18 protein-coding genes are annotated in these 21,260 nt (G+C 66.7%); 11 read left to right on the top strand and 7 right to left on the bottom strand.

The window, feature by feature from the left end; genetic code table 11:
* Positions 1-36 precede the first annotated feature (36 nt).
* The 4 genes from H7F35_RS01710 to H7F35_RS01695 all read left to right on the top strand — a co-directional run bounded on the left by H7F35_RS01710 (position 37) and on the right by H7F35_RS01695 (position 5,618).
* Positions 37-1,338: a lysine N(6)-hydroxylase/L-ornithine N(5)-oxygenase family protein gene (locus tag H7F35_RS01710; RefSeq protein WP_187111270.1), complete on the top strand. Its 1,302-nt coding sequence runs from the start codon at positions 37-39 to the stop codon at positions 1,336-1,338.
* A 146-nt stretch (positions 1,339-1,484) separates the two neighbouring features.
* Positions 1,485-1,724: a hypothetical protein gene (locus H7F35_RS01705; RefSeq protein WP_187111269.1), complete on the top strand. Its 240-nt coding sequence runs from the start codon at positions 1,485-1,487 to the stop codon at positions 1,722-1,724.
* A 45-nt stretch (positions 1,725-1,769) separates the two neighbouring features.
* Positions 1,770-4,247, top strand: coding sequence for a penicillin acylase family protein (locus H7F35_RS01700; RefSeq protein ID WP_261803487.1), 2,478 nt, complete (start codon positions 1,770-1,772; stop codon positions 4,245-4,247).
* Positions 4,248-4,454: 207 nt separating this feature from the next.
* Positions 4,455-5,618, top strand: coding sequence for a glutamate carboxypeptidase (locus tag H7F35_RS01695; RefSeq protein WP_222622033.1), 1,164 nt, complete (start codon positions 4,455-4,457; stop codon positions 5,616-5,618).
* Between the two features lie 31 nt (positions 5,619-5,649).
* On the opposite strand, the gene H7F35_RS01690 is transcribed toward H7F35_RS01695, so the two are convergent.
* Together H7F35_RS01690 and H7F35_RS01685 are read right to left on the bottom strand one after the other, a co-directional pair.
* Positions 5,650-6,354 (bottom strand): glutathione S-transferase N-terminal domain-containing protein, encoded by a 705-nt coding sequence (locus H7F35_RS01690; RefSeq protein WP_187111268.1) that lies wholly within the window; start codon positions 6,352-6,354, stop codon positions 5,650-5,652.
* A gap of 51 nt (positions 6,355-6,405) precedes the next feature.
* Positions 6,406-7,365, bottom strand: coding sequence for a TIGR03571 family LLM class oxidoreductase (locus H7F35_RS01685; protein WP_187111267.1), 960 nt, complete (start codon positions 7,363-7,365; stop codon positions 6,406-6,408).
* A gap of 141 nt (positions 7,366-7,506) precedes the next feature.
* On the opposite strand from H7F35_RS01685, the gene H7F35_RS01680 reads away from it, so the two are divergent.
* Complete coding sequence (locus tag H7F35_RS01680; RefSeq protein ID WP_187111266.1) at positions 7,507-7,941, top strand: nuclear transport factor 2 family protein; 435 nt, start codon at positions 7,507-7,509, stop codon at positions 7,939-7,941.
* A 339-nt stretch (positions 7,942-8,280) separates the two neighbouring features.
* On the opposite strand, the gene H7F35_RS01675 is transcribed toward H7F35_RS01680, so the two are convergent.
* Entirely contained in the window at positions 8,281-8,964 is a 684-nt protein-coding gene (locus H7F35_RS01675; protein WP_187111265.1) for a TetR/AcrR family transcriptional regulator, read from the bottom strand.
* Positions 8,965-9,165: 201 nt separating this feature from the next.
* Between H7F35_RS01675 and H7F35_RS01670 the strand changes: the two genes are divergently transcribed.
* Genes H7F35_RS01670 through H7F35_RS01660 form a run of 3 tightly spaced genes read left to right on the top strand, consistent with a single transcriptional unit; the run spans position 9,166 to position 12,686 of the window.
* Positions 9,166-9,969 (top strand): SDR family NAD(P)-dependent oxidoreductase, encoded by an 804-nt coding sequence (locus H7F35_RS01670; protein WP_187111264.1) that lies wholly within the window; start codon positions 9,166-9,168, stop codon positions 9,967-9,969.
* A 25-nt stretch (positions 9,970-9,994) separates the two neighbouring features.
* Positions 9,995-11,140, top strand: coding sequence for a DUF5938 domain-containing protein (locus H7F35_RS01665; protein ID WP_187111263.1), 1,146 nt, complete (start codon positions 9,995-9,997; stop codon positions 11,138-11,140).
* A 4-nt stretch (positions 11,141-11,144) separates the two neighbouring features.
* Positions 11,145-12,686 (top strand): acyl-CoA synthetase, encoded by a 1,542-nt coding sequence (locus tag H7F35_RS01660; RefSeq protein ID WP_187111262.1) that lies wholly within the window; start codon positions 11,145-11,147, stop codon positions 12,684-12,686.
* On the opposite strand, the gene H7F35_RS01655 is transcribed toward H7F35_RS01660, so the two are convergent.
* The gene (locus H7F35_RS01655; protein ID WP_187111261.1) at positions 12,674-14,296 is read right to left on the bottom strand and encodes a class I adenylate-forming enzyme family protein; all 1,623 of its coding nucleotides are present in this window, start codon (positions 14,294-14,296) and stop codon (positions 12,674-12,676) included. The two genes, H7F35_RS01660 and H7F35_RS01655, sit on opposite strands and share 13 nt — an antisense overlap.
* A 124-nt stretch (positions 14,297-14,420) precedes the next feature.
* On the opposite strand from H7F35_RS01655, the gene H7F35_RS01650 reads away from it, so the two are divergent.
* Positions 14,421-15,074 carry a DUF1345 domain-containing protein gene (locus H7F35_RS01650; RefSeq protein ID WP_187111260.1) on the top strand — a complete coding sequence of 218 codons (654 nt, stop codon included), beginning with the start codon at positions 14,421-14,423 and terminating at the stop codon, positions 15,072-15,074.
* Positions 15,075-15,095: 21 nt separating this feature from the next.
* Here H7F35_RS01650 and H7F35_RS01645 read toward each other — a convergent pair whose 3' ends face one another.
* From H7F35_RS01645 to H7F35_RS01635, 3 genes are read right to left on the bottom strand one after another with little or no spacing between them, the layout of a single operon-like run.
* Positions 15,096-16,040, bottom strand: coding sequence for a DMT family transporter (locus H7F35_RS01645; RefSeq protein WP_187111259.1), 945 nt, complete (start codon positions 16,038-16,040; stop codon positions 15,096-15,098).
* Positions 16,041-16,068: 28 nt separating this feature from the next.
* Positions 16,069-16,566: a methylated-DNA--[protein]-cysteine S-methyltransferase gene (locus H7F35_RS01640; protein ID WP_187111258.1), complete on the bottom strand. Its 498-nt coding sequence runs from the start codon at positions 16,564-16,566 to the stop codon at positions 16,069-16,071.
* Between the two features lie 6 nt (positions 16,567-16,572).
* Positions 16,573-18,168, bottom strand: a complete 1,596-nt coding sequence (locus H7F35_RS01635) for a DNA-3-methyladenine glycosylase 2 family protein (protein WP_187111257.1) — start codon at positions 18,166-18,168, stop codon at positions 16,573-16,575.
* Positions 18,169-18,278: 110 nt separating this feature from the next.
* On the opposite strand from H7F35_RS01635, the gene H7F35_RS01630 reads away from it, so the two are divergent.
* Together H7F35_RS01630 and H7F35_RS01625 are read left to right on the top strand one after the other, a co-directional pair.
* A complete protein-coding gene (locus tag H7F35_RS01630; RefSeq protein WP_187111256.1) occupies positions 18,279-19,661 on the top strand; it encodes a phosphomannomutase/phosphoglucomutase in 1,383 nt (460 codons plus the stop codon).
* Positions 19,662-19,829: 168 nt separating this feature from the next.
* Positions 19,830-21,212, top strand: a complete 1,383-nt coding sequence (locus H7F35_RS01625; protein WP_187111255.1) for a 3-deoxy-D-manno-octulosonic acid transferase — start codon at positions 19,830-19,832, stop codon at positions 21,210-21,212.
* Positions 21,213-21,260 lie beyond the last annotated feature (48 nt).

Here is a 21,260-nt window from a genome sequence, read left to right as displayed (position 1 = left end):
TTCGCCCGCATCAACACACAGAGGAGTTGAGATCCCATGCAACACATCCATGACCTGATCGGCGTCGGATTCGGTCCCTCGAATGTCGCACTGGCCATTGCGCTCGAAGAGAAGCGTCACGCAGGCAAGCCGCTGGACGCCCTGTTCATCGAACGGCAGCCCAGCTTCGCCTGGCATCCGCACATGCTGCTGGACCAGGCGCACATGCAGATTTCCTTCCTGAAGGACCTGGCGACGCTGCGCAATCCCACCAGCCGCTTTACCTTCATCAATTACCTGCACGAGCAGGGCCGGCTGCCGGACTTCATCAATCTCAAGAGCTTCTTTCCGAGTCGCCATGAGTTCAACGACTACCTGGGTTGGGCCGCGAGCCAGTTTCGCGACAACTGCGCCTATGGCGAAGAGGTGTTCGAGGTGCTGCCGGAAAAGCAGGGCAATGAAGTCTCGTTGCTGCGCGTGCGCTCGCGCGGGGCCGATGGCCGCGTGCAGGATCGGCTGGCGCGCAATCTCGTCGTGAGCATCGGCGGCACGCCCAACGTGCCCGAGGGCTTTCGCGCGTTGCGCGGCGATGGGCGCGTGTTTCATTCGAGCAGCTATCTCAAGGACATTGCACGCCATCCCGACGCGCGCCGGATCGCGGTCATCGGTGCCGGCCAGAGCGCGGCCGAAATCTTCATGGACCTGCAGGGACGTCCGAACCAGCCGCAGGTCGACCTCGTGATGCGCGCGCGCTCCATCCGCCCTTCGGACGACAGCCCGTTCGTGAACGAAGTCTTCAACGTCGACTTCACCGACTACATGTACAGCCGCGCAAGCGACGAGCGCGCAGCGCTGCTCGACGAGTTCTCGCAGACCAACTACGCGGTGGCCGACCTCGAACTGATCCAGCAGATATTCAAGGTTTTCTACCAGCAGAAAGTCGCGCGCGGGAACCGCCTGCGCATGCTGCGCCAGCACGACGTGCGCGCGGTGCGCGCGGCGTCCGACGGCATTCACCTCACGCTTCGGGACCAGGACGCGGAGCGCGAGAGCACGGTGCGCTACGACGCCGTGGTGCTGGCCACGGGCTATGCGCGCGAGCAACACAAGGACCTGCTGAAGCCGATTGCCCCGTATCTCGGCGATTTCTCGGTCGACCGCTACTACCGCCTTCACAGCACGCCCGATTTCCACCCGGGCATCTTCCTGCAGGGCGCTTGCGAAGACAGCCACGGGCTGAGCGACACGCTGCTCTCCGTGACCTCCGTGCGCACAGGGGAGATCGGCAACGCGTTGTTCGCCGCCCAGCCGCGCGCGCGCAGCGTCGTGCGGGAAGAGGCGCCTGCCGTCCAGATCTAGAGATCTCGCGAGGCGCTGCCGCATCGAAGGCGCGGCGCGACATGGCACGCCTGCGCCTTCCGCTCCGATCGAAATGAACATGTGCAAAGGCGCTGCGTCTATGCAGTGAACACGAGAACTTTCGCTTGCATCAAAGGCAGTCGACGATGGCCACCAGAACCCATGTTTCCGCAGAGACTGCCTTCGATACGGCCTGGGCGCTTTTCTGCCAGTTGCACGATGCGCCTTCGCGCGACCATGCCGACCGGCTCATCCATTGGCTCGGCCAGGACCCCCGCCATGTGCGCGCGCTCGATGAAGCACTCACACTGTGGGCGCTTGCCGGCGTCGCCCTCGTCAAGCCGGTGATCGAAGAGGCGCGCCGCCGCGGCCCCGATCTGCAATAGCCACTGAAGCCGGCGCTCTGCGCGCCGAGCTGCCCGAGGACTTCCGTGAAAACTTTTCCAAGACCCCATCGCCGCGCGCTGAGCCGCTGCATTGCCGCCATCGCGTTGGCCGGCGCCTTCATCGGCGCCGCGCCTGCATGGGCCCAGCGCGAATCGCCAATGGCGACCATTGAAATACGCCGCACTGCCGACGGCATCCCGCATGTCCGGGCCACCACCTGGCGCGGGCTGGGCATCGGCTTCGGCCAGGCGCAGGCCGAGGACACCTTGTGCACGCTGGCCGACGCCTTCGTCACCTACAGCGGGCAGCGCTCCCTGTACTTCGGCGCCGAGCGGAAACCACACACGCGCTCGACCTTCGGCAACGCCACAAACCTGGAGCTCGACTTCTTCTTCAAGGCCTTCGCCGGTCCGGAGGCGGTCGAGGCGCTCAGGCGGGAGCAGCCGGCCGATCTGGACGAACTCATCACCGGCTACGCGGAAGGCTACAACCGCCAGGTGCGGGCACTCCAGCAGTCGCACGATGTCGCTGCGCGGCACGCCTGCGCGAATGCGCCGTGGGTACGAACCATCGGACCTGAGGACATCTATCGGCGGATGATCGCCGGCGCCCTGGCGGGCGGGTACACGCACTTCGTTCCCGAGATCGTGAACGCCAGGCCCGGGGCGGCCGCGTCGCCCGCGCCTGCGGACAAGCTTTCGCTGTCTTCAAGGCTGAACATTTCCGTGGGCGATGCGCACGGCATCGGCAGCAACGTGCTGGCCTTCGGGCAGGCGGCCACCGGCGAGCGCGGCAGCAGCGTGCTGCTCGGCAACCCGCACTGGTACTGGGGTGGGCCGGACCGCTTCTACCAGGTGCACCTCACGCTGCCAGGAAAGATGGACGTGGCGGGCGTGTCCTTCCTCGGCATCCCGATGGTCATGCTCGGCTTCAACAACGATGTGGCCTGGAGCCACACTGTCTCCGCCGCGCGGCGCTTCGGGCTGTTCGAGCTGACGCTGGACCCCGCCGACCCCACGCGCTATCTGGTCGATGGGGCTTCCGAGCCCATGCGGGCCCAGCCGCTGAACGTGGCGGTGCGCCGGCCTGACGGCACGGTGGATCTGGTTCGCCGCACGCTCTACCGCACGCGCTTCGGGCCCGTGGTCGACCTGGGCGCGCGCAACGCTGCGCTCGGCTGGGGCAGCCGCAAGGCCATCGCAATTCGCGACATCAATGCCGACAACCCGCGCATCTTCCGCAACTTCTTTCGCTGGGACCAGGCGCGCTCGCTCGACGAGTTCATCGCCATCCAGCGGCAGGAGACCGCGATGCCCTGGGTCAACACCGCCGCCATTGGCCGTGGCGACGGCCGGGTCTGGTACGCCGACATCGGTGCGGTGCCGGGTGTTTCCGACGAACTGCGCGCGGCCTGCGCGACGCCGCTGTCGAAGGCCTTTGCGGCCATCGATCCGGGCACGCCCATGCTCGATGGCAGCCGCTCGGCTTGCGAGTGGCAGTCCGCGAAGACCTCGGTGCAGCCCGGCACCATGGCCGCCGACCGCCTGCCCAGCCTGCTGCGCGAGGACTACGTCGCCAACATGAACGACAGCTACTGGCTCACGAACCCGGCGCAGCCGTTGACGGGTTTCGCGTCGATCCTCGGCGGAGAAGGCCATGCGCTGTCGATGCGCGGAAGGGAAGGGCATCGCATCGCGGGCGAACTCGCCCGAACGGGTGAAACCTCTGCCAGAGGGCTCGCGCAGCGGCTGATGCAAAAGACGCTGGAAGCGCGCTCTTACACCGCAGACCAGTTCAAGCAGCCTTTGCTCGATGGCGCCTGTGCCTCTGGCGATGTGGCGCTGACATCCGACGATGCGACACCCGGCCAGTCCGGCGGCGCGAAGGCGGAGGCACCGGCGCCGGCGCCGGCGCGGATGGTCGATGTGCGCCAGGCCTGCCAGGTGCTGCGCAAGTGGTCGAACCGCGCCGATGTGCAGGACCGGGGCGCGTTGCTGTGGGATGCCTTCTGGGAAAGGCTGCGCAAGATTCCGGAGCGGGCGCTCTACACGCAGGCGTTCTCGGCCGATGCGCCGCTGCAGACGCCGGCCGGCATCCATGCCGCAGACCCGCGCGTGGCGCGCGCCCTTGCCGGAGCGGTCGAAGACATGGCGCGCAGGGGCTGGGCACTGGACACGCCGCTCGGGCAACACCGCTTCGCCCGCAGCGAAGGCCGCGAAGTGTCGCTGTTCGGTGGCTGCGACGCGGAGGGCTATTTCACCTCGGCCTGCGTCACCGAAGGCGACTACACCATGGGCGAGCTGTCCAACAGCAACACCTACCTGCAGGTCGTGTACTTCGACAAGCGCGGCGTCCAGGCACGCACGCTGCTCGCACATGGCGAGCGCGAAACCGCCGTGACGAACGGCCCGGGCCTTGCCGCCGTCGCGCGCTACGCAAGGAAAGACTGGCTGCGCTTTCCGTTCCGCGAGGAAGACATCGCGCGCGATCCTCTGCTCCAGCGGGTGATCGTTCGTCCCTGAGTTGGCCTGCCGTGGCTGTCGCTTGACCCGTCCGCAAGGCGGGTGATAGCCTGCCGCGCCTCTTCCCCTCGGCCTTCACAGAACAGAACGGACAACATGCAGACTCACAAGCGTTCGACATCCTTCACCCGCGCACGCGCGCCTCAATGGAAACGCACCGCATGCCACGGCGTGCTGCTCGCATGCACACTGCTGGCCGGCACTGCCATGGCCCAGAAGCCGCACCAGGGCGTGCTCGATGCGGCCACGCAAAGCAAGGACGAAGCACTCAAGATGCTGGAGCGCATGGTCAACATCGACTCGGGCTCGGCCAGCACCGAAGGGCTCGGCAAGGTGCGCGAGATCGCGGTCGAGGAACTGCGCAAGCTCGGCGCGCGCATCGAGACCTTTCCGGCGGACCCGCACCCCGGCACCAACGTGGTCGCGACGCTGACCGGGCAGGGCAAGAAGAAGATCCTGATCCTGGCCCACATGGACACCGTGTTCAAGGAAGGAACGGCGACGGCCAAGCCCTTCTACATCAAGGACGGCCGCGCCTATGGCCCCGGCGTGATGGACGACAAGGGCGGCGTGGTGGCCGGCCTCTATGCGCTGAAGATCCTGCAGCAGATCGGCTTCAAGGACTATGGGCAGATCACCTTTTTGCTCGACACCAACGAGGAAGTCGGCTCCGTCGGCACCAGCGCGCTCATCGAACGCATTGCCAAGCAGAACGATGTGGCGCTCAACCTGGAGCCGGGACGCCCGGCCGATGGTCTGGTGGTCGAGCGCAAGGGTTCGGCGACGGCGTTGCTGGAGGTGAAGGGGGTGGCCGCGCACGCGGGCGTGGCGCCCGAGGCTGGCCGCAATGCGGCGATGGAAGTGGCGCACCAGGTGCTGCAACTGTCGAAGACGGCGGACCCGGTGAAGAAGACCACGGTCAACTTCACGGTGCTCACGGCCAACGGCCCGACCAACGTGATTCCCGCCATCGCAAGCGCCAAGGCCGACGTGCGCGCGGCCACGCCCGAGGAGTTCGACCGCGTCGAGAAGGACATGCTGCGCATCGCGCAGAACAAGCTCATTCCCGAGTCCGAAGTGCGCGTGCGTCTGAGCCGGGGCCTGCCGCCCATGCCGCGCCTGCCTTCGTCGGACAAGCTGGTGACGATGGCCGAGGGCATCTACGCGGAGATCGGCAAGAAGCTCACCATCGAGAGCAGCGGCGGCGCGGCCGATGCCAGCCTGGTGGCGGGTGTCGGCGTGCCGGTGCTCGATGGCTTTGGCATCGTGGGTGGCGGCATCCACACGCCGGAGGAATACGCGGAGGTCGAGAGCGTGGTGCCGCGTCTCTACCTCCTGTCGCGCATGCTGATGGATCTGTCCGCGAACTGATCGCACAGTTCGCAAAGCAGGGCCGGCTTGATCAGCCGCGCTTGGGGATGGTGAGGCCGGCCACCACAGCCGGCCGCGCCACGAAGGCTTCGAGCGCGCGCGCGACGTTCTTGAAGTCCTTGAAGCCCACCAGGTCGCCCGCTTCGTAGAAACCGATCAGGTTGCGGATCCAAGGGAACGACGCAATGTCGGCAATGGTGTAGCTGTCGCCCATGATCCATGCGCGATCGGCCAGGCGCTTGTCGAGCACGCCCAACAGGCGCTTCGATTCGGCAACGTAGCGGTCGCGCGGTCGCTTGTCTTCGTACTCCTTGCCCGCGAACTTGTTGAAGAAACCGAGCTGGCCGAACATCGGCCCGATGCCGCCCATCTGGAACATCACCCACTGGATGGTCTCGTAGCGGCCGGCGGCGTCTTGCGGAATGAGCTTGCCCGTCTTTTCGGCAAGGTACAGAAGGATCGCGCCAGACTCGAACAGCGCCAGCGGCTTGCCGCCCGGGCCGTTGGGGTCAACGATCGCGGGGATCTTGTTGTTCGGGTTGAGCGACAAAAACTCCGGCGACATCTGGTCATTGGTCTCGAAGCTCACGAAGTGCGGCTCGTAGGGCAGGCCGGTTTCCTCCAGCATGATCGACACCTTCACGCCATTGGGCGTGGCCAGCGAATAGAGCTGCAGGCGGTCGGGGTGCTGCGCGGGCCATTTTTTCGTGATGGGGAAGCTCGAGAGATCGGTCATGGGTAGGTTCCTTGAGAAAGATGGCGACACGAGCGCCGGATTCTGCCCGCGTCAGGCGGCCAGCGTGCGTGCATGGCCTTGCAGGCGCGGCAGTACGTCACGCCCGAGTTCCTCGACCACGTCCAGCGCCGGCCGCGGCCCGCGCACCAGGTTCAGCAGCACGTGGCTCACGCCCGCGTCTTCCATGCGATCGAGGTAGCCGATGAGCGCATCGCGACCCGCGCGCAGGCCCAGTTCGATGGGCTCGGGCGGTGCATCGGCCCGTTCCAGCAGATCGAGTTGCAGCGACTGCACGAAGGGCTTGGGCTCGCTGCCCGCGCGCTCGCGCAAGGCCGATTGCCACAGGCCGATGCGGCCCTGTTGGCGCGCTTCGTCGCGGTGGTAGGTGGCCCAGCCGTCGGCATGCGTGGCGGTCCATTGCAGCGACTGGCGTGCCGAGCCCACCACCAGCATGCCGATGCGCGTGACGGGCGGGGTCATCAGGTCGTAGCCGCCCGTGGCTTCGTGCAGCACGGCACGTCCGGCCGGTTCCGGCGACAGCGCGGAGCGCACGATGTGCCACCGTTCGCGAAAGGTCTCGGCACGCAGCGCAATGTCTTCCTTGAAGATCGCGAACTCCGCTTCACGGTCGCCCGAGCCGAGGCCCAGGATGAAGCGGTCTTGCGACAGGCGGTTCAACGACAGCGCGGCCTTGGCCACGTGCAAGGGGTGGCGCAGCGGCAGCACAGCAGCGGCCGTGCCGAGTGCAATCTGCTGCGTCGATGCGGCCAGCGTGGCGAGCCAGATGAAGGGTTCGTCGAGCACGGAGATTTCTTCGCCTTGCGGCACCATGACGGGCACGTCGCGTGTCCACAGGGCCGCGAAGTCGAGCTGGTCGGCGCGCTGTGCGATGCGGCGTTCAAGCTCGAGGTCGGCCATGGCGCCGTTGGCGCGTGCGGCGGGTGTCATCAGGCCCAGTGTGAGACGGCCGGCAAGGAGTGTCTGCCGGTAGGCGCGGTTGAACTCTGTCATGGGTTGCTGCTGGGAATCCGTGAGGCGTTTCTTGCGGAAGATGATCGCATCGTTCGCGTGCCACGTTTCGTTGTGGGGCGAAGCGTTCTGCATGAACGCCCTCCAGACTCGGCCTTCATCAACAAGCCCACAAAGACAGGCATGCACAACGACAACACCGAAGCGGACATTCGCCGCATCTACGAACAATGGCACCACACAGTGGTGGCGCGCGACATCGACGGTTTGATGGCGCTCTATGCCGAAGACGCCGTTCTTGAAACCCCGCTGATTCTTGCGGCCTTGCCTTCTAGCACGGTGGGCATGCTGGAAGGCAAGGCTGCGATCCACGCGTTCTTCGATGCGGGCTTGCGCAAGCTGCCGGGTGAACTGGGGCGCTGGTATCGCACCGGCACGTTCTTCTCCAACGGGCGGCAACTGACTTGGGAATACCCTCGCGCTACGCCGCAGGGCAACCAGATCGATCTGGTCGAGGTGATGGATGTTGTCGATGGGCTCATCGTGCACCATCGTGTTTACTGGGGATGGACCGGGTTTCAGTCGCTGATGGATATCAGGGGGCGTGCGATGCGATAGGGCGTTTGCGGTTTTTGCGCTGTCGTTCAGGGCGTCGCTCATGCCGACACGGTGCTCTTTTTCGCGAATGTCCCCCGCTTCGCTCCTCCTTTATTTCGCGAAAAAGAGCCCCGTGTCGACATGAGCGGTCAGAGCAGTCGTTGATCGCAGGATCAATAGCAGTGTGCCCCAGTGCGAATGACGCCGGGTGCTCCCCGCAGCGAAATAAAGGAGGAGCGAAGCGGGGGACATTCGCGGAGGGGAGTACCCGGTGTCATTCGCACGCGCCCCGAACAACGGCGCCAAAAAAGAGCACCTCAATCAACCGCAGGCGCCACGCACGACAGAAACTGAAACGACTCAGGCGGCTCGCTTGCGTGCGGCGACAGAAGCCTTCTTCGGGACCGGTGCGGCGAACAGCCGCGTGATCGACTGCCGCACATCCGCCTGCATGTCGCCAATCGCTTTCGCATCACCCGACAGGTGCTTGAGCAGCGCCTGCTGGAACAGCCCATCGAACAGTGCGTAGGTAGCCGAAGGCGGGATGCCGGGCGGCTCGCCGGAGAGATCGGCGAAGCGGCTCATGATGCGCCAGATCATGTCTTCCAGGCTCTTGTCGATCTGGACCACGTCGGTGCGAAAGGCTTCCTCGAACAGCGCCTGCGAACGCAGGTCGTACCAGAGGCGATGCACATGGCCTTCGTCGCGCAGCGTGTCGGCCAGGCTCTGCAGGAAGCCTTCCATCAGCTCGTCGAAGGTGGTGGCGCTTTCCACCGCATGGTCGTAGCGCTTGACGCAGCGCGCCTTGTATTGCTTGACGCTGCAGATGATCAGGTCGACCTTGTCGCTGAAGTAGTAGTGCAGCACGCCATGCGAGAACTCGGAGTTCTGCGCAATCTCGCGCAGGCTGGTGCGTGCGTAGCCCAGCGCGGCCAGCGTTGTCAGTGCGGCTTCGCCGAGTTCGGCGCGCCGCTCCGAGAATTTGTCGATCCGTGCCTTGGGCACCCGTTCGGCGTGTTTCTTTGCACGTTGATGTGTCGTCATTTCAAGCGGGGCCGCATGCTGCCGGCCGCCCTGTTTCCTGGTGATTGCAAACCATAGCATGCAAGCGGGAGAACCCGCATCCGGCGTGCTACGCATGTCATTTTAGAAGTTTTGACGTGCGTCAAATAAAAACTTGACACTTGTCAAGTCGATTTCTAGGATGACCGCTCCATCTCACAACATATCTACAGGAGACAAGCGATGGCCAAGTTCGACTTGAAAGGGCGCAAGGCCCTGGTGACGGGTGGTGCGCGCGGCATTGGCGCGAGCATTGCCGAAGCGCTGGCGGCAGCTGGTGCGTCCGTGATGATTGGCGACGTGCTCGCCGATCTGGGCCGGGAGACTGCCACCCGGCTTTCTTCTTCAGGCGCGAAGGTGGGCTTTGTTCCGCTCGACGTCACGAAGGACGGTGATTGGGCTTCGGCCACGGAAACCACCGTCAAGGAACTGGGTGGTTTCGACATTCTGGTCAACAACGCCGGCATCGAGATCACCTCGTTGGTGATCGACGTTGACGGCGACGACCTGCGCCGCATGCTCGACGTGAACGTGGCCGGTACGCTGCTCGGCATGAAGCACGCGTTTCGCGCGATGCGCCCTGGTGGCAGCGCGGGCGGTGGTGGTGCCGTGGTCAACATCGCGTCGGTCGCGGCAACCATCGCGTTCCCTGCGATTGCAGGCTACTCGGCCACCAAGTCTGCAGTCGATCGCGCCACGCGCGTCGCGGCCATGGAGTCCGGCAAGCTGGGCTATGGCGTGCGCGTGAACTGCATCTACCCCGGGCTGGTACCGACCGACATGGGCATGAAGCTCGCCAACGACATCGTGGCCGCCGGGCTCGCACCGAGCGTCGAAGCGGCCGTGGGCGACGTCATCGGCCAGACACCGCTCGGCCGTCTGGGCGAAGTCGGCGACATGGCCGACGTGGTGGTCTTCCTCTGCTCCGATGCAGCACGGTTCATCACCGGTGCCGGCCTCGCGGTGGACGGCGGCATGGGCATGTGAGCACACAACATCAAGGAGACACAACATGAGCAGCAGCAGCAGCAACAAGAAGAAACCCGTCGTCGTCTACGGCGCCTCCGGCTACACCGGCCGGCTGGTGTGCGAATACCTGCGCGAATACAACATTCCCTTCATTGCAGCGGGCCGCAGCGCGCAGAAGCTGGAAGCGGCGATGAAGTCCAACGTGCCCGGCATCGAGACCGCGAACTACGAGGTCGTGGAGGTGGCGCATTCGGTGGCGGCGCTCACCGAACTCTTCACCGGCGCCTCGGTGGTGCTCAACACGGTGGGGCCTTTCGCCAAGTTCGGCCCCGAGGTGGTCCAGGCATGCCTGGCTGCCGGCTGCCACTACACCGACACCACGGGCGAGCAGGACTGGCTCATCACGCTCGAGCGTGAGTACGGCGCCAAGTTCGCCGCCGCGGGCCTGCTGCTTTCGCCCGGCCTGGCGCAGATGTACACCACCGGCGAGATCGCGGCCCAGTTGTGCCTGGAGACGCCCGGGCTCGACACGCTGGACATCGCCGTGTTCTGGGGCGGCAGCCCGACGATCGCATCCACCCAGACCATCCTGGTCAATGCGGCCACGTCCAAGGCCTTCTACCTGGAGCAGAACGAGTACGTGGAGTGGCAACCCGACGCGGGCCTGTACCACCTGTCAATTCCCGGGCAGCACGAGGCCGCACTGGCGCTGCCCTGGGGCGGCACCTCGCACCCGGTGTGGTTCAAGCGCGATCCGCGCGTGGCCAATGTGAAGGTGCTCGGCGGCGTCTTCAACAAGGCGCTGATGCAGGGCGTGCCGCTGATCGTGGCCGCCGCGCTCAAGGCCACCGAAGGCATGAACGATGAGGATCGCTATGCCGCCCTGGCCCAGACGGCGGCAGGCGTCATGAACACCATGCCCCCGCGCGAGAACCCGCGCATCAACAAGTCCGTCGATTCGGTGCATGCGTCCGGTCCGTTGGGCCGTGTGCACTGCGTGATCTTCGGCAACTGCAACTACAAGCAGACTGGTTTGCTGCAGGCCTATGCGGCCGCCTCGCTGCTACAGCAGGCGCCACGGCGCGCCGGCTTCGCCTCGGGTTGTCAGGCCTTCGGGCATCGCGAGTTGCTGGGCGCGCTGCGCAGCTTCGGGCTTGTGCAGGAACCCATGCTCACCCGGATGGGCTGACCCGATGCGCCTCGTCGACTACCTGGACAAGGGTGCTTCGCTCGGCACCGACGCACCTTGCCTGCGCATGGGCGACGTGCTGCTGTCGTACGGTGACGTGCAGCGGCTCAGCCACCGCGTGGCCCGCGCGCTGCAGCGCAGTGGCGTCGTGCCGGGCAGCAAGGTGGCAGTGCTGTCGAGCAATGACCCGGTTGCCTTCGCCTGCGTGTTCGGGCTGTCGCGTGCCGCCGCCGTGTGGTGCCCGATCAATCCTCGCAACGAGGCGGCTGAAAATCGCTTCGTGCTCGACGCCTTCGACTGCAGTTGCCTGATCTTCCACAGCAACTACGCGCCGCTGGTCGAGCAGATGCGCGGCGAGTTGCCCAAGGTGACGACGTTGGTGTGCATCGACAAGCCGATGCCCTTCGCTCCCTCGCTGGACCAATGGCTCGCAGATGTGAGCGATGCGCCCATCGACATAACGGTGGTCGATGACGTCGCCATGATTGCCGGCACAGGCGGCACCACCGGCCAGCCCAAGGGCGTGATGCTCTCGGGCCGCAATCTCGAAGCCATGTCGGCGCTCACGCTGATGGGCTACCCCTTCGAGGGCCGACCCGCTTATCTCGCGCTCGCGCCGCTCACCCATGCGGCCGGCGTGCTGTGCCTGCCGGTGATGGCGCTGGGCGGGCAGGTCGTGATCATGCCCAAGCCCGACCTGGGTGAGTTCCTTGAATTGATCGAGCGGCACCGCGTCACCCACACATTCCTGCCGCCCACGCTGATCTACATGCTGCTGCAGCATCCGCAGCTCGCGACGACCCAACTCGATTCGCTGCAATGCTTCTGGTATGGCGCGGCGCCCATGTCGGCTGCGCGGCTGGAAGAGGCGCTGCAGAAGATCGGCCCGGTCATGGCGCAACTGTTCGGCCAGACCGAGGCGCCGATGATGATCTCGATGATGTCGCCGCGCGAGCACTTCAATGTCGACGGCACGGTGGCGCGGCATCGCCTGGCTTCGGCGGGGCGACCCGGCCCGCTGGTGCAGGTCGGCGTGATGAACAGCGACGGCGCGCTGCTGCCCACCGGTGAAACCGGCGAGATCGTGGTGCGCGGCTCGCTCGTGATGCTCGGCTACTACAAGGACCCGAAGGCCACGCAGGAGGCTTCGCGCCACGGCTGGCATCACACGGGCGACATCGGCTACCTCGATGCCGACGGCTTTCTCTACATCGTCGACCGCGCCAAGGACATGATCATCTCGGGCGGCTTCAACGTCTACTCCGCCGAGGTGGAGCAGGTGCTGATGCAGCACCCCGACGTGCAGGACAGCGCCGTCATCGGCCTGCCCGACGAGAAGTGGGGCGAGCGCGTGGTGGCGGTGCTGCAACTGCATGCCGGGCGGCAGGTGGATGCGGAAGACATCAAGGCCTTCGTCAAGGCGCGCATCGGCAGCGTGAAGGCGCCCAAGCAGGTCGAGGTCTGGGTCGACCTGCCGCGCTCCAAGGTGGGCAAGGTGCTGAAGAAGGAAGTGCGCGCCGCGCTGTTGCCGCCTCAGCCGGGCTGATAGTGCGACTGGTGCGCGCGGCGCAGCTCGAACTTCTGGATCTTGCCGGTCGACGTCATCGGCAGTGCCGCAAGAAAGATGATTTCCTTCGGCACCTCGAAGCCGCCGAGGTTCGCCTTGCAGTGCGCCGTCAGCGCCGCTTCATCGAAGTCTGCCGGCGCATCGGGCCGGCGCGTCACGAAGGCCGTGATGGCCTCGCCCCAATGGTCGTGCGGCAGGCCCACCACGGCCGCGTTGAGCACGGCGGGGTGGCGCAGCAGCACCTCTTCGACCTTGATCGACGGCACGTTCTCGCCGCCCGACTTCACCATGTCCTTGAGGCGGTCAAGGAAGATCAGTTGCCCGTCCTCGTCGAGCTTGCCCAGGTCGCCCGAGTGGTGCCAGCCAAAGCGCTGCACCTGGGCCGTGGCTTCCGGGTCCTTGTAGTAGCCGAGCATCACGTTGGGCCCGCGAAAGACGATCTCGCCGACCTGATCGGGGCCGAGCAGATCGCCGTCGTCGCCCATCACCGCGACCTCGTTGACCAGTGTGGCCACGCCCCAGTACGAACCGAAGCGCTTGCGCTGCTCATGCGCCTCGAAGATGGTGGCGCCGGGGTACATCTCGGTCTGGCCGGAGACCAGCGCGAAGTTGGGGCAGAACTCGTCGAGCAGCCGCAGCAGCAGCGTGCGTGACATGGGGGCCATCGCGTAAACGCACAGGCGCAGGCTCGACAGATCGCGCGTGGGGCGCTGCGGGTGCGCCAGCAATGCGCCGTACATCATCGGCAGGCCGACCATCACCGTGATCTTGTGGCGCTCGATGGCGCCGAGCACCGCGCCGGGATCGAAGCCGCGCAAGATGACGAGCGCGCCGCCCACCGTCAGCGCCGACATCAGCACCGTGTGCTGGCCGCAATGAAAGAGCGGCAGCACGCTGCTCCACACGTCGCCGCGGTCGGGGCTGCTGCCCCATTCGACCATGTTGCTCATCAGCACCGAGTGCACCGAGGCATGCGAATGCATCACGCCTTTCTGGCGGCCGGTGGTGCCGCTCGTGTACATGATGAGCGCGAGCTGGCTGCTCTCGATGTTCACTTCGGGCGGCGTCGCCGGGCCTTGCGCAATGGCTTGCGGCACGGTCGACAGCCCGGCTGCCGGCGTGTCGCCATCGAGCACGCACAGCAGGGGCGCGATGCCGGCGCCGTCGAGCAGTTGCCGCAGCTCGGGCCTGGCGTGCAGCGCTGTGTCGATCACGAGGTGGCGCACTTCGGCATGCGCGAGGATGTAGCCGATGGCATCCACCGCGAGCGCGGTGTTGATCGGCACCCACACCAGCCCCGCCTTCTGGATGCCGAGCATGGCGACCACCATCTGGATCGAGTTGTTGCACAGCATGCCCACGCGCTCGCCGCTGGCCAGGCCAAGGCCCAGCAGGTGGTGTGCGAAGCGGTTCGACGCGGCGTCGAGTTCGCTATAGGACATGCGGTGCTCGCCCTCGATCAGCGCGGTGCGCTGCTGGAAGCGGCGCGCGGAGCGATGGATCACGTCACCCAATGCAACGCGTGCAATGCGCTGGGCGAACGCGAGAGGCGGTGCGTCGGGGCGGGGGCTCGAAATGGCGGTGGGCATGCTCTGTGTCTCCGTTCTTCGTTCGTTGGGGCGCAGCCTAAGGCTGGCTGCAAGCTCCCGTCTTGCGAAGAGTGGCTACACAGAGTCCTCCGCGAAGGCGGGCCGCGCGGCGCTACAGTGCCGCATGCGCCAACACCTCTCCACCACTACCGGCCCCCAGCGTCTTCTGTATGGCGGCGTGGTCGGCATTGCCGTCGCGCTGATGCCCTGGCCCATCGGCTTCACGGCGCGCGGCCTGGCCGGCTGGTGCGCGGGCGTGCTGGTGTTCCAGGTGCTGACGTGGTGGCTGGCCGACACCTTCGATGCGAAGCGCACGCGCGAGCGCGCGCAGTTGCTGGACCAGCCCAACATCGTGATCCTGGTCTCGATGCTGGTGGCGGTCGGCGTGAGCGTGGTGGCCATCGCGATGATGCTGCAGGAGGTCAAGCAGATGGACGGCATCGTGCGCGCCGTCCACATCGCGCTCGGTCTGGTGGCGCTGGTGGGCTCCTGGCTGATGATGCATTCGATCTACGCGTTCCACTACGCGCACCGCTACTACATCGACCAGAAGGGCGGCTCACCCGATGGGGGCCTGGACTTTCCGGGCAAGGACGATCCGGACTACTTCGACTTTCTCTACTACTCGTACGTGATCGGCATGACCTCGCAGGTGTCGGACGTCCAGGCGACCTCGCGCGAGATGCGCCGCATCACGCTCATTCACAGCATGCTGTCGTTCGCTTTCAACATGCTGGTGCTGGCGTTGTCGGTCAACGTGGTGGCCGGCGCCGTATAGGCCCGGCCACCCGAAAGACCGTCAGACTGTGGCCTTGCGCGTGGGGCCGAGCTTCACGATGCCGGTCGACAGGGCCACGCCGCAGACGATCACCACCGCGCAGATCAGCATCCACTGCGTGATGCTCTCGCCCAGGAAGACCGCGCCATAGAAGAGCGCGAAAACGGGCACAAGGAAAGTCACAGTCAGCGCGCGGGCGGGGCCGGCGCGTTCGATCAGGCGAAAGAACAGGATGTACGCCACGCCGGTGCAGGCAATGCCCAGGGCCAGCAGCGCGAGCCAGGCGCGCAGGCTGGGCATCTGCGCAGGCCAGAGCCAGATGGCGGGCAGCGCGAGGAACAGCGTGGCGCCGATCTGGCTGCCGGTGGCTGTGGTCAGCGCGGGCACGCCGCCCAGGTGGCGCCGCGTGGCGCTGGCCGAAATGCCGTAGCACAGGCAGGCGCCCAGGCAGGCGAGCACGGCCCACAGTGCCGCATGGCCGCTGGCGCCCGCATGCAGGCCGGCGCTGCGGCTGGCGAGCATCGCCACGCCGGCAAAGCCGATCACCAGGCCGATGAGGCGCGAACCGTTGGGGCGCTCGCGGAACCACGCCCATGCCACCAGCGCGCCGAACATCGGGGTCGTGGCATTGAGCACGGCGGCAAGGCCGGTGTTGATGGTCAGCAGCGCGAAGCAGAAGAGCGCGAACGGCATGCCCGAATTGAAGACGCCGACCGCGAGGCTGGCCTTCCAGTGCTTCGCGAGGGACGGACCCTGGCCGCGCAGCAGCGCGATCGGCAGCAGGAACAGCGAGGCAATTGCCACCCGCACGGCGGCCGTCGGCAGCGCGCCGAACTCGGCGGCGCCGATGCGCATGAAGAGGAAAGACGCGCCCCAGAGCGCGGCCAGGAGCACCAGATCGATAAGCCAGGCGGTAGACGCGGCCGGTGGTGCTGCGACGACGGTGTTGTTGTTCGTTGTGGTCATGCGTCTTTCTGTCTTCTTCGGGGTGGTGCTACAGCGCGCCCTCTAGCTCCAGCAGCGCTGTCTTGCGATCGAGCCCGCCAGCGTAACCGGTCAGGGAACCGTCGGCGCCGAGCACGCGGTGGCAGGGCACGATCACGCTGATCGGGTTGCGCCCCACGGCCGCGCCCACCGCGCGCACAGCAGCCGGGTTGCCGACGTTGACGCTCAGTGCACCGTAGCTCGTGGTCGCGCCGGCCGGAATGGCCAGCAACTGCTGCCACACGCTTTGCTGGAAGGCGGTGCCGTGCGACAGGTCGAGCTTCATGTCGAAGTTGTCGCGCTTGCCGGCGAAGTAGTCGTGCAGTTGCGCGGCGGCCTCGACCAGCGCGGGATGGTCGTCCTTGGTCTGCCAGCCGGTGGTGTCGGGCCAGTGGCGTTGCTGGTCGAACCAGACACCGGCCAGGCCCAGGTCGGTGGCGGCCATCGTGATGCCGCCCAGCGGCGTGTCGATGTGCGAGGTGTAGATGACTTTGCTCTTGAACTTCATGACATTTCAGGCGGTGAGGCCTGCCGTGGTGATGATGGGAGATTCGGTGGCAACCGGGTCGGCGGCAACCGTCGAAGGCGAGGGCGCATGCCAGGCGCGCAGCACCGCGTAGCTGCGCCAGGGCCGCCAGGCCTGCGAGGCTTCGCTGGCCGCGCGGGAGGTGGTGACGCCCAGCGCCTTCTGCAGCGCGACATCGCCGGCCGGAAAGGCGTCGGGCCAGCGCAGGGCCCGCATCGCGATGTACTGCGCGGTCCATGCGCCGATGCCGGGAAGCTCCTGCAGCGCCGCGATGGTCGATGGCACGTCGGCACCCGCATGCAGGGCCAGCTTGCCGGACGCGACTTCGCGGGCGATGGCCTGCAGGGCGGTCTGCCGCTGGCGCACGATGCCGAGCTGGCCCAGTGCGTCGCCGCTTGCGGCCGCAATGGCTGCCGGTGTGGGAAACAACCGGTTCAACCCTTCGACGGGCGTGACGATCGCCTCGCCGAAGGCCTCGACCAGCCGCGAGCCCAGCGTGCGCGCCGCGGCCACCGTGATCTGCTGGCCCAGCACCGCGCGCACCGCCAGCTCGAAGCCGTCGACGGTGCCCGGCACGCGCAACCCGTCGCCGTGCGGAAAGGCCGCATGCAGCGCGGCGTTGATGGCCATCGGCTCGGCGTCGAGGTCGAACATGGCGCGTGCGCGGCTGATCACGATGGGCAGCACCGCGGCGAGCGAATCGCTGACCGACAGTAGCATCTGCTCGCGCTCGATGTCGAAGCGCAGTTGCAGCCAGCCGGCGTGGGTCTGCCCGCCTTGCTGCACGCGCAATGTGCGGGCGAGCTTCACGTAGGTGGGCGTGCTGCCCTTGACGGGTTCCTTGCCGTCTGCTGTCGAGGCGATCTCGACGCCGCGCAGCGCCCGGCGCGCGAAGAAGGCGAGCATGGCGTGGGTGTCGTAGGGCGGACGAAAGCCCAGCCGCACTTCGATCGCCTTGCCCCCGCCGCCCTCGACGGTGGTGCCGCCGGCACGCCGCAGTGCGCTCGGGTTGAGGCCGTAGTGCTCGACAAAGGCTGCATTGAAACGGCGCACGCTGGCGAAGCCGCTGGCCAGCGCCACTTGCGTCATGGGCAGCCGGGTGTCGGCGATCAACTGCTTGGCGGCCAGCAGGCGGCGCGTCTGCAGGTACTGCAAGGGGGACACGCCGAACTGCGCCTCGAAGATGCGCCGCAGGTGGCGGTCGCTCACGCCCAGGCGCGCCGCAATTTGCGCCGCACCGGGGCCGTCTTCGGACCACGCATCGGGCTCGTCGATCAGCCGGGCGGCCTGCAGCGCCAGGATGCGCGAGGCGTCCTCGGTCGACCAGCTCGCCGCACGCGGGGCCAGTTCGGGCCGGCAGCGCAGGCAGGGGCGAAAGCCCGCCGCCTCGGCCTGGGCCGCATGGCGGAAGAACCGGCAGTTCTCGCGCCGCGGCAGCTTCACGCGGCAGACCGGCCGGCAATAGATGCCGGTGGAGGTCACGGCGGTGAAGAACGACCCGTCGAAGCGCGCATCGTGCGTCTTCATCGCCAGGTAGCAGGCGTCGCTCTCGAGCGCTTCGGTGGGGGCGTGGGTGGTAGGCATGGGCAAATGATACGGTTTCGACTCGTTTCAACTGGCCGTTTTCGGACATGTGGGCCCGTGGTGCGTTGCCTACAATGCCCCGTTCCAAATACAACAGGGAAACGCCCTTCATGCAGCTCAGCGCGTCGATCTTCAAGGCCTATGACATCCGTGGCGTCGTGCCCGTCACCCTCGATGCCGAGGTTGCCGAAGCGCTCGGCCGGGCCTTTGGCAGCGCTGCCCGCGCCGCCGGTGAAAAGTCCGTGGCCGTGGGGCGCGATGGCCGCCTGTCGGGCCCCGCGCTGGTCGAAGCACTCATCAAGGGCCTCGTGGCCACCGGCATCGAAGTGATCGACGTGGGCGCCGTCACCACCCCGCTGCTGTACTTCGCAGCCCACACGCTGGCCTCCAGCGGCATCCAGGTCACGGGCAGCCACAACCCCAAGGACTACAACGGCTTCAAGATGGTGCTGGCCGGCCGCGCGATCTATGGCGACGAGATCCAGGGCCTGCGCAAGACCATGGAAGAGGGCAGCGCCAAGCTCGCACCCGGTGGCAGCGTGCGCAAGGTCGACGTGACCGATGCCTACGTCAAGCGCATCGCCGGCGACATCAAGCTGGCCCGCCCCATGAAGATCGTGGTGGATTCCGGCAACGGCATCGCGGGTGCGACGGCTCCGGCCATCTTCCGCGCCATCGGCTGCGAGGTGACCGAGCTGTTCAGCGAGGTCGACGGCGACTTCCCCAATCACCACCCCGATCCGAGCAAGCCCGAGAACCTCAAGGACCTGATGGCCGCGCTGGCATCGGGCGATGCCGAACTGGGCCTGGCCTTCGACGGCGACGGCGACCGCCTGGGCATCGTCACCAAGGACGGCCAGAACATCTTTCCGGACCGCCAGATGCAACTTTTTGCACAGGACGTGCTGTCGCGCGTGCCGGGCGGCACCATCGTCTACGACGTGAAGTGCTCGCAGCGCCTGGCGCCGGCCATCGAGGCCGCGGGCGGCGTGCCGATGATCTTCAAGACAGGCCATTCGCTCATCAAGGCGAAGATGAAGGAAATCGATTCGCCGCTCGGTGGCGAGATGAGCGGCCACATCTTTTTCAAGGAGCGCTGGTTCGGCTTCGACGACGGTACCTACGCGGGCTGCCGCCTGCTCGAGATTTTGAGCAAGAGCCCGGATGCGAGCGATGTGCTGAACGCGCTGCCCACCAGCTTCTCGACGCCCGAACTCAACGTGCCCTGCGCCGAAGGCGAAGCACACGCGGTTGTCGACAAGCTCGTCAAGGGCGCGAGCTTCGCGGCCCCCGCCAAGGTCTCGACCATCGATGGCCTGCGCGTGGACTGGCCCGATGGTTTCGGCCTGATCCGCGCTTCCAACACCACACCCGTGCTGGTGCTGCGCTTCGAAGGCCAGACTGACGCGGCGCTCAAGCGCATCGAAACAGAGATGCTTGCGCTGCTGCGGACCGTCAAGCCCGACGCCAAGCTGGCCGAAGCTTCACACTGAACAGGATGACCCCCAGTCTTCGCGCACTTCGTGTCGCTACGCCAACCCCCTTTCAGGGGGCGATACCAGTGGCCCGGCAAAGCCGGTTCCACGGTATCCCTGGCACAGAGGGTTGCTCCGGTTTCACGCGTTGCGAGCTTCGCCATCGCGTGATGGAGCGTTAAACCCGTGCGTTCTATCTTGCTGCGCCTGTACGGCGCCTTCACCACCGTTGTGCAACCCCTGGTGCGCCGCAAGTTGCGGCGCAGGGCGCAGGCCGAGCCCGGCTATGGCGTCGCCGTCGAAGAGCGCTTCGGCCATTACGACGAGACCATCACGGGCAATGCCCAATGCTGGGTGCACGCCGTCTCGCTCGGCGAAACGCGCGCCGCCGCCATCCTGATCGCCGAGCTGCGGCGGCAATACCCGGGCGTGCCGATCCTGCTCACGCATGGCACCGCGACCGGCCGGGAAGAGGGCGCCAAGCTGCTCGAACCCGGCGACACGCAGGTCTGGCAGCCTTGGGACACGCCCGGCGCCGTGGCGCGTTTTCTGGACAAGTTCCAGCCGCAGATCGGCGTGCTGATGGAAACCGAGGTCTGGCCCGAAATGGCAGCGGCCTGCGCCGAGCGCCGCATTCCGCTGGTGCTGGCCAACGCGCGGCTCAACGAAAAATCACTGGCTGCGGCCGAACGGCTTGCCTGGCTGGCGCGGCCCGCGTATTCGGCGCTCACCGCCGTGTGGGCACAGACCGAGGCCGACGCGCACCGGCTGGTGTCGCTCGGCGCCAAGGTGGCCGGCGTCTACGGCAATCTCAAGTTCGACGCCACGCCCGACACGCGGCAACTGGCCACGGCCGCGTCGCTGCGCGAGCATCTGCCCAGGCCGATGGTCGTTCTTGCAAGCTCGCGCGACGGTGAAGAGCGGCTGCTGCTCGAAGTGCTCAAGCGCTTCGGTGCGACTTCGCCCGTGCCACCTGAACAAGGCGCGATCCGCTCGATCGCCAAGCGCGTGCACGACGTGCAATGGATGATCGTGCCGCGCCATCCGCAACGCTTCGACGAAGTAGCGGCGCTGATCGAGGCGGAAGGCTTCGCGGTCGCGCGGCGTAGCGCGGCGGGTCAGCCGACCGACGCCGAGATCTGGCTGGGCGACTCGCTGGGCGAAATGGCGCTGTACTACGGCCTGGCCGACGTGGCGCTGCTGGGCGGCAGCTTCGAGCCGCTGGGCGGACAGAACCTGATCGAGCCGGCCGCCTGCGGCTGCCCGGTGATCATGGGACCGTCGACCTTCAACTTCGCGGAGGCGGCGCAACTGTCGCTCGCGGCGGGCGCATCGCTGCGCGTCGAGGGCATGGAGCAGGCCGTGACGGCGGCGCTGAAGCTGGTCGAGAACCCCGAGCGGCGCGCCATCATGGCGCAGGCCGCGCTGGCGTTTTCGTCGTCGAACCGGGGTGCAGCCGAACGCACGGCCGCCGCGGTGCTGGCGATTGCGCAGGCTGCGGAACCGGTGGCAACCGCCAACGCGCCGCTGGAAGACGAGCCGCCGAGGGCGGAACCCACACTGGACTGATCGGTCTTTGTCTTTGCTCCTTCCCCCTCTGGGGAAAGGTTGGGATGG

Source organism: Variovorax sp. PAMC26660, assembly GCF_014302995.1.
In the GTDB taxonomy this organism is placed as follows: Bacteria; Pseudomonadota; Gammaproteobacteria; order Burkholderiales; family Burkholderiaceae_C; genus Variovorax.
Note: the sequence above shows the minus strand (reverse complement) of the source record. Positions and strands in the feature narration are given on the sequence as shown.

Coding starts and splice junctions, on each gene's coding strand:
- H7F35_RS01680 (WP_187111266.1), top strand. CDS start 7,507: ATGCACAACGACAACACCGAAGCGGACATTCGCCGCATCTACGAACAA.
- H7F35_RS01660 (WP_187111262.1), top strand. CDS start 11,145: ATGCGCCTCGTCGACTACCTGGACAAGGGTGCTTCGCTCGGCACCGAC.
- H7F35_RS01635 (WP_187111257.1), bottom strand. CDS start 18,168: ATGCCTACCACCCACGCCCCCACCGAAGCGCTCGAGAGCGACGCCTGC.
- H7F35_RS01650 (WP_187111260.1), top strand. CDS start 14,421: ATGCGCCAACACCTCTCCACCACTACCGGCCCCCAGCGTCTTCTGTAT.
- H7F35_RS01705 (WP_187111269.1), top strand. CDS start 1,485: ATGGCCACCAGAACCCATGTTTCCGCAGAGACTGCCTTCGATACGGCC.
- H7F35_RS01675 (WP_187111265.1), bottom strand. CDS start 8,964: ATGACGACACATCAACGTGCAAAGAAACACGCCGAACGGGTGCCCAAG.
- H7F35_RS01670 (WP_187111264.1), top strand. CDS start 9,166: ATGGCCAAGTTCGACTTGAAAGGGCGCAAGGCCCTGGTGACGGGTGGT.
- H7F35_RS01710 (WP_187111270.1), top strand. CDS start 37: ATGCAACACATCCATGACCTGATCGGCGTCGGATTCGGTCCCTCGAAT.
- H7F35_RS01645 (WP_187111259.1), bottom strand. CDS start 16,040: ATGACCACAACGAACAACAACACCGTCGTCGCAGCACCACCGGCCGCG.
- H7F35_RS01640 (WP_187111258.1), bottom strand. CDS start 16,566: ATGAAGTTCAAGAGCAAAGTCATCTACACCTCGCACATCGACACGCCG.
- H7F35_RS01665 (WP_187111263.1), top strand. CDS start 9,995: ATGAGCAGCAGCAGCAGCAACAAGAAGAAACCCGTCGTCGTCTACGGC.
- H7F35_RS01695 (WP_222622033.1), top strand. CDS start 4,455: ATGGCCCAGAAGCCGCACCAGGGCGTGCTCGATGCGGCCACGCAAAGC.
- H7F35_RS01655 (WP_187111261.1), bottom strand. CDS start 14,296: ATGCCCACCGCCATTTCGAGCCCCCGCCCCGACGCACCGCCTCTCGCG.
- H7F35_RS01630 (WP_187111256.1), top strand. CDS start 18,279: ATGCAGCTCAGCGCGTCGATCTTCAAGGCCTATGACATCCGTGGCGTC.
- H7F35_RS01690 (WP_187111268.1), bottom strand. CDS start 6,354: ATGACCGATCTCTCGAGCTTCCCCATCACGAAAAAATGGCCCGCGCAG.
- H7F35_RS01685 (WP_187111267.1), bottom strand. CDS start 7,365: ATGACAGAGTTCAACCGCGCCTACCGGCAGACACTCCTTGCCGGCCGT.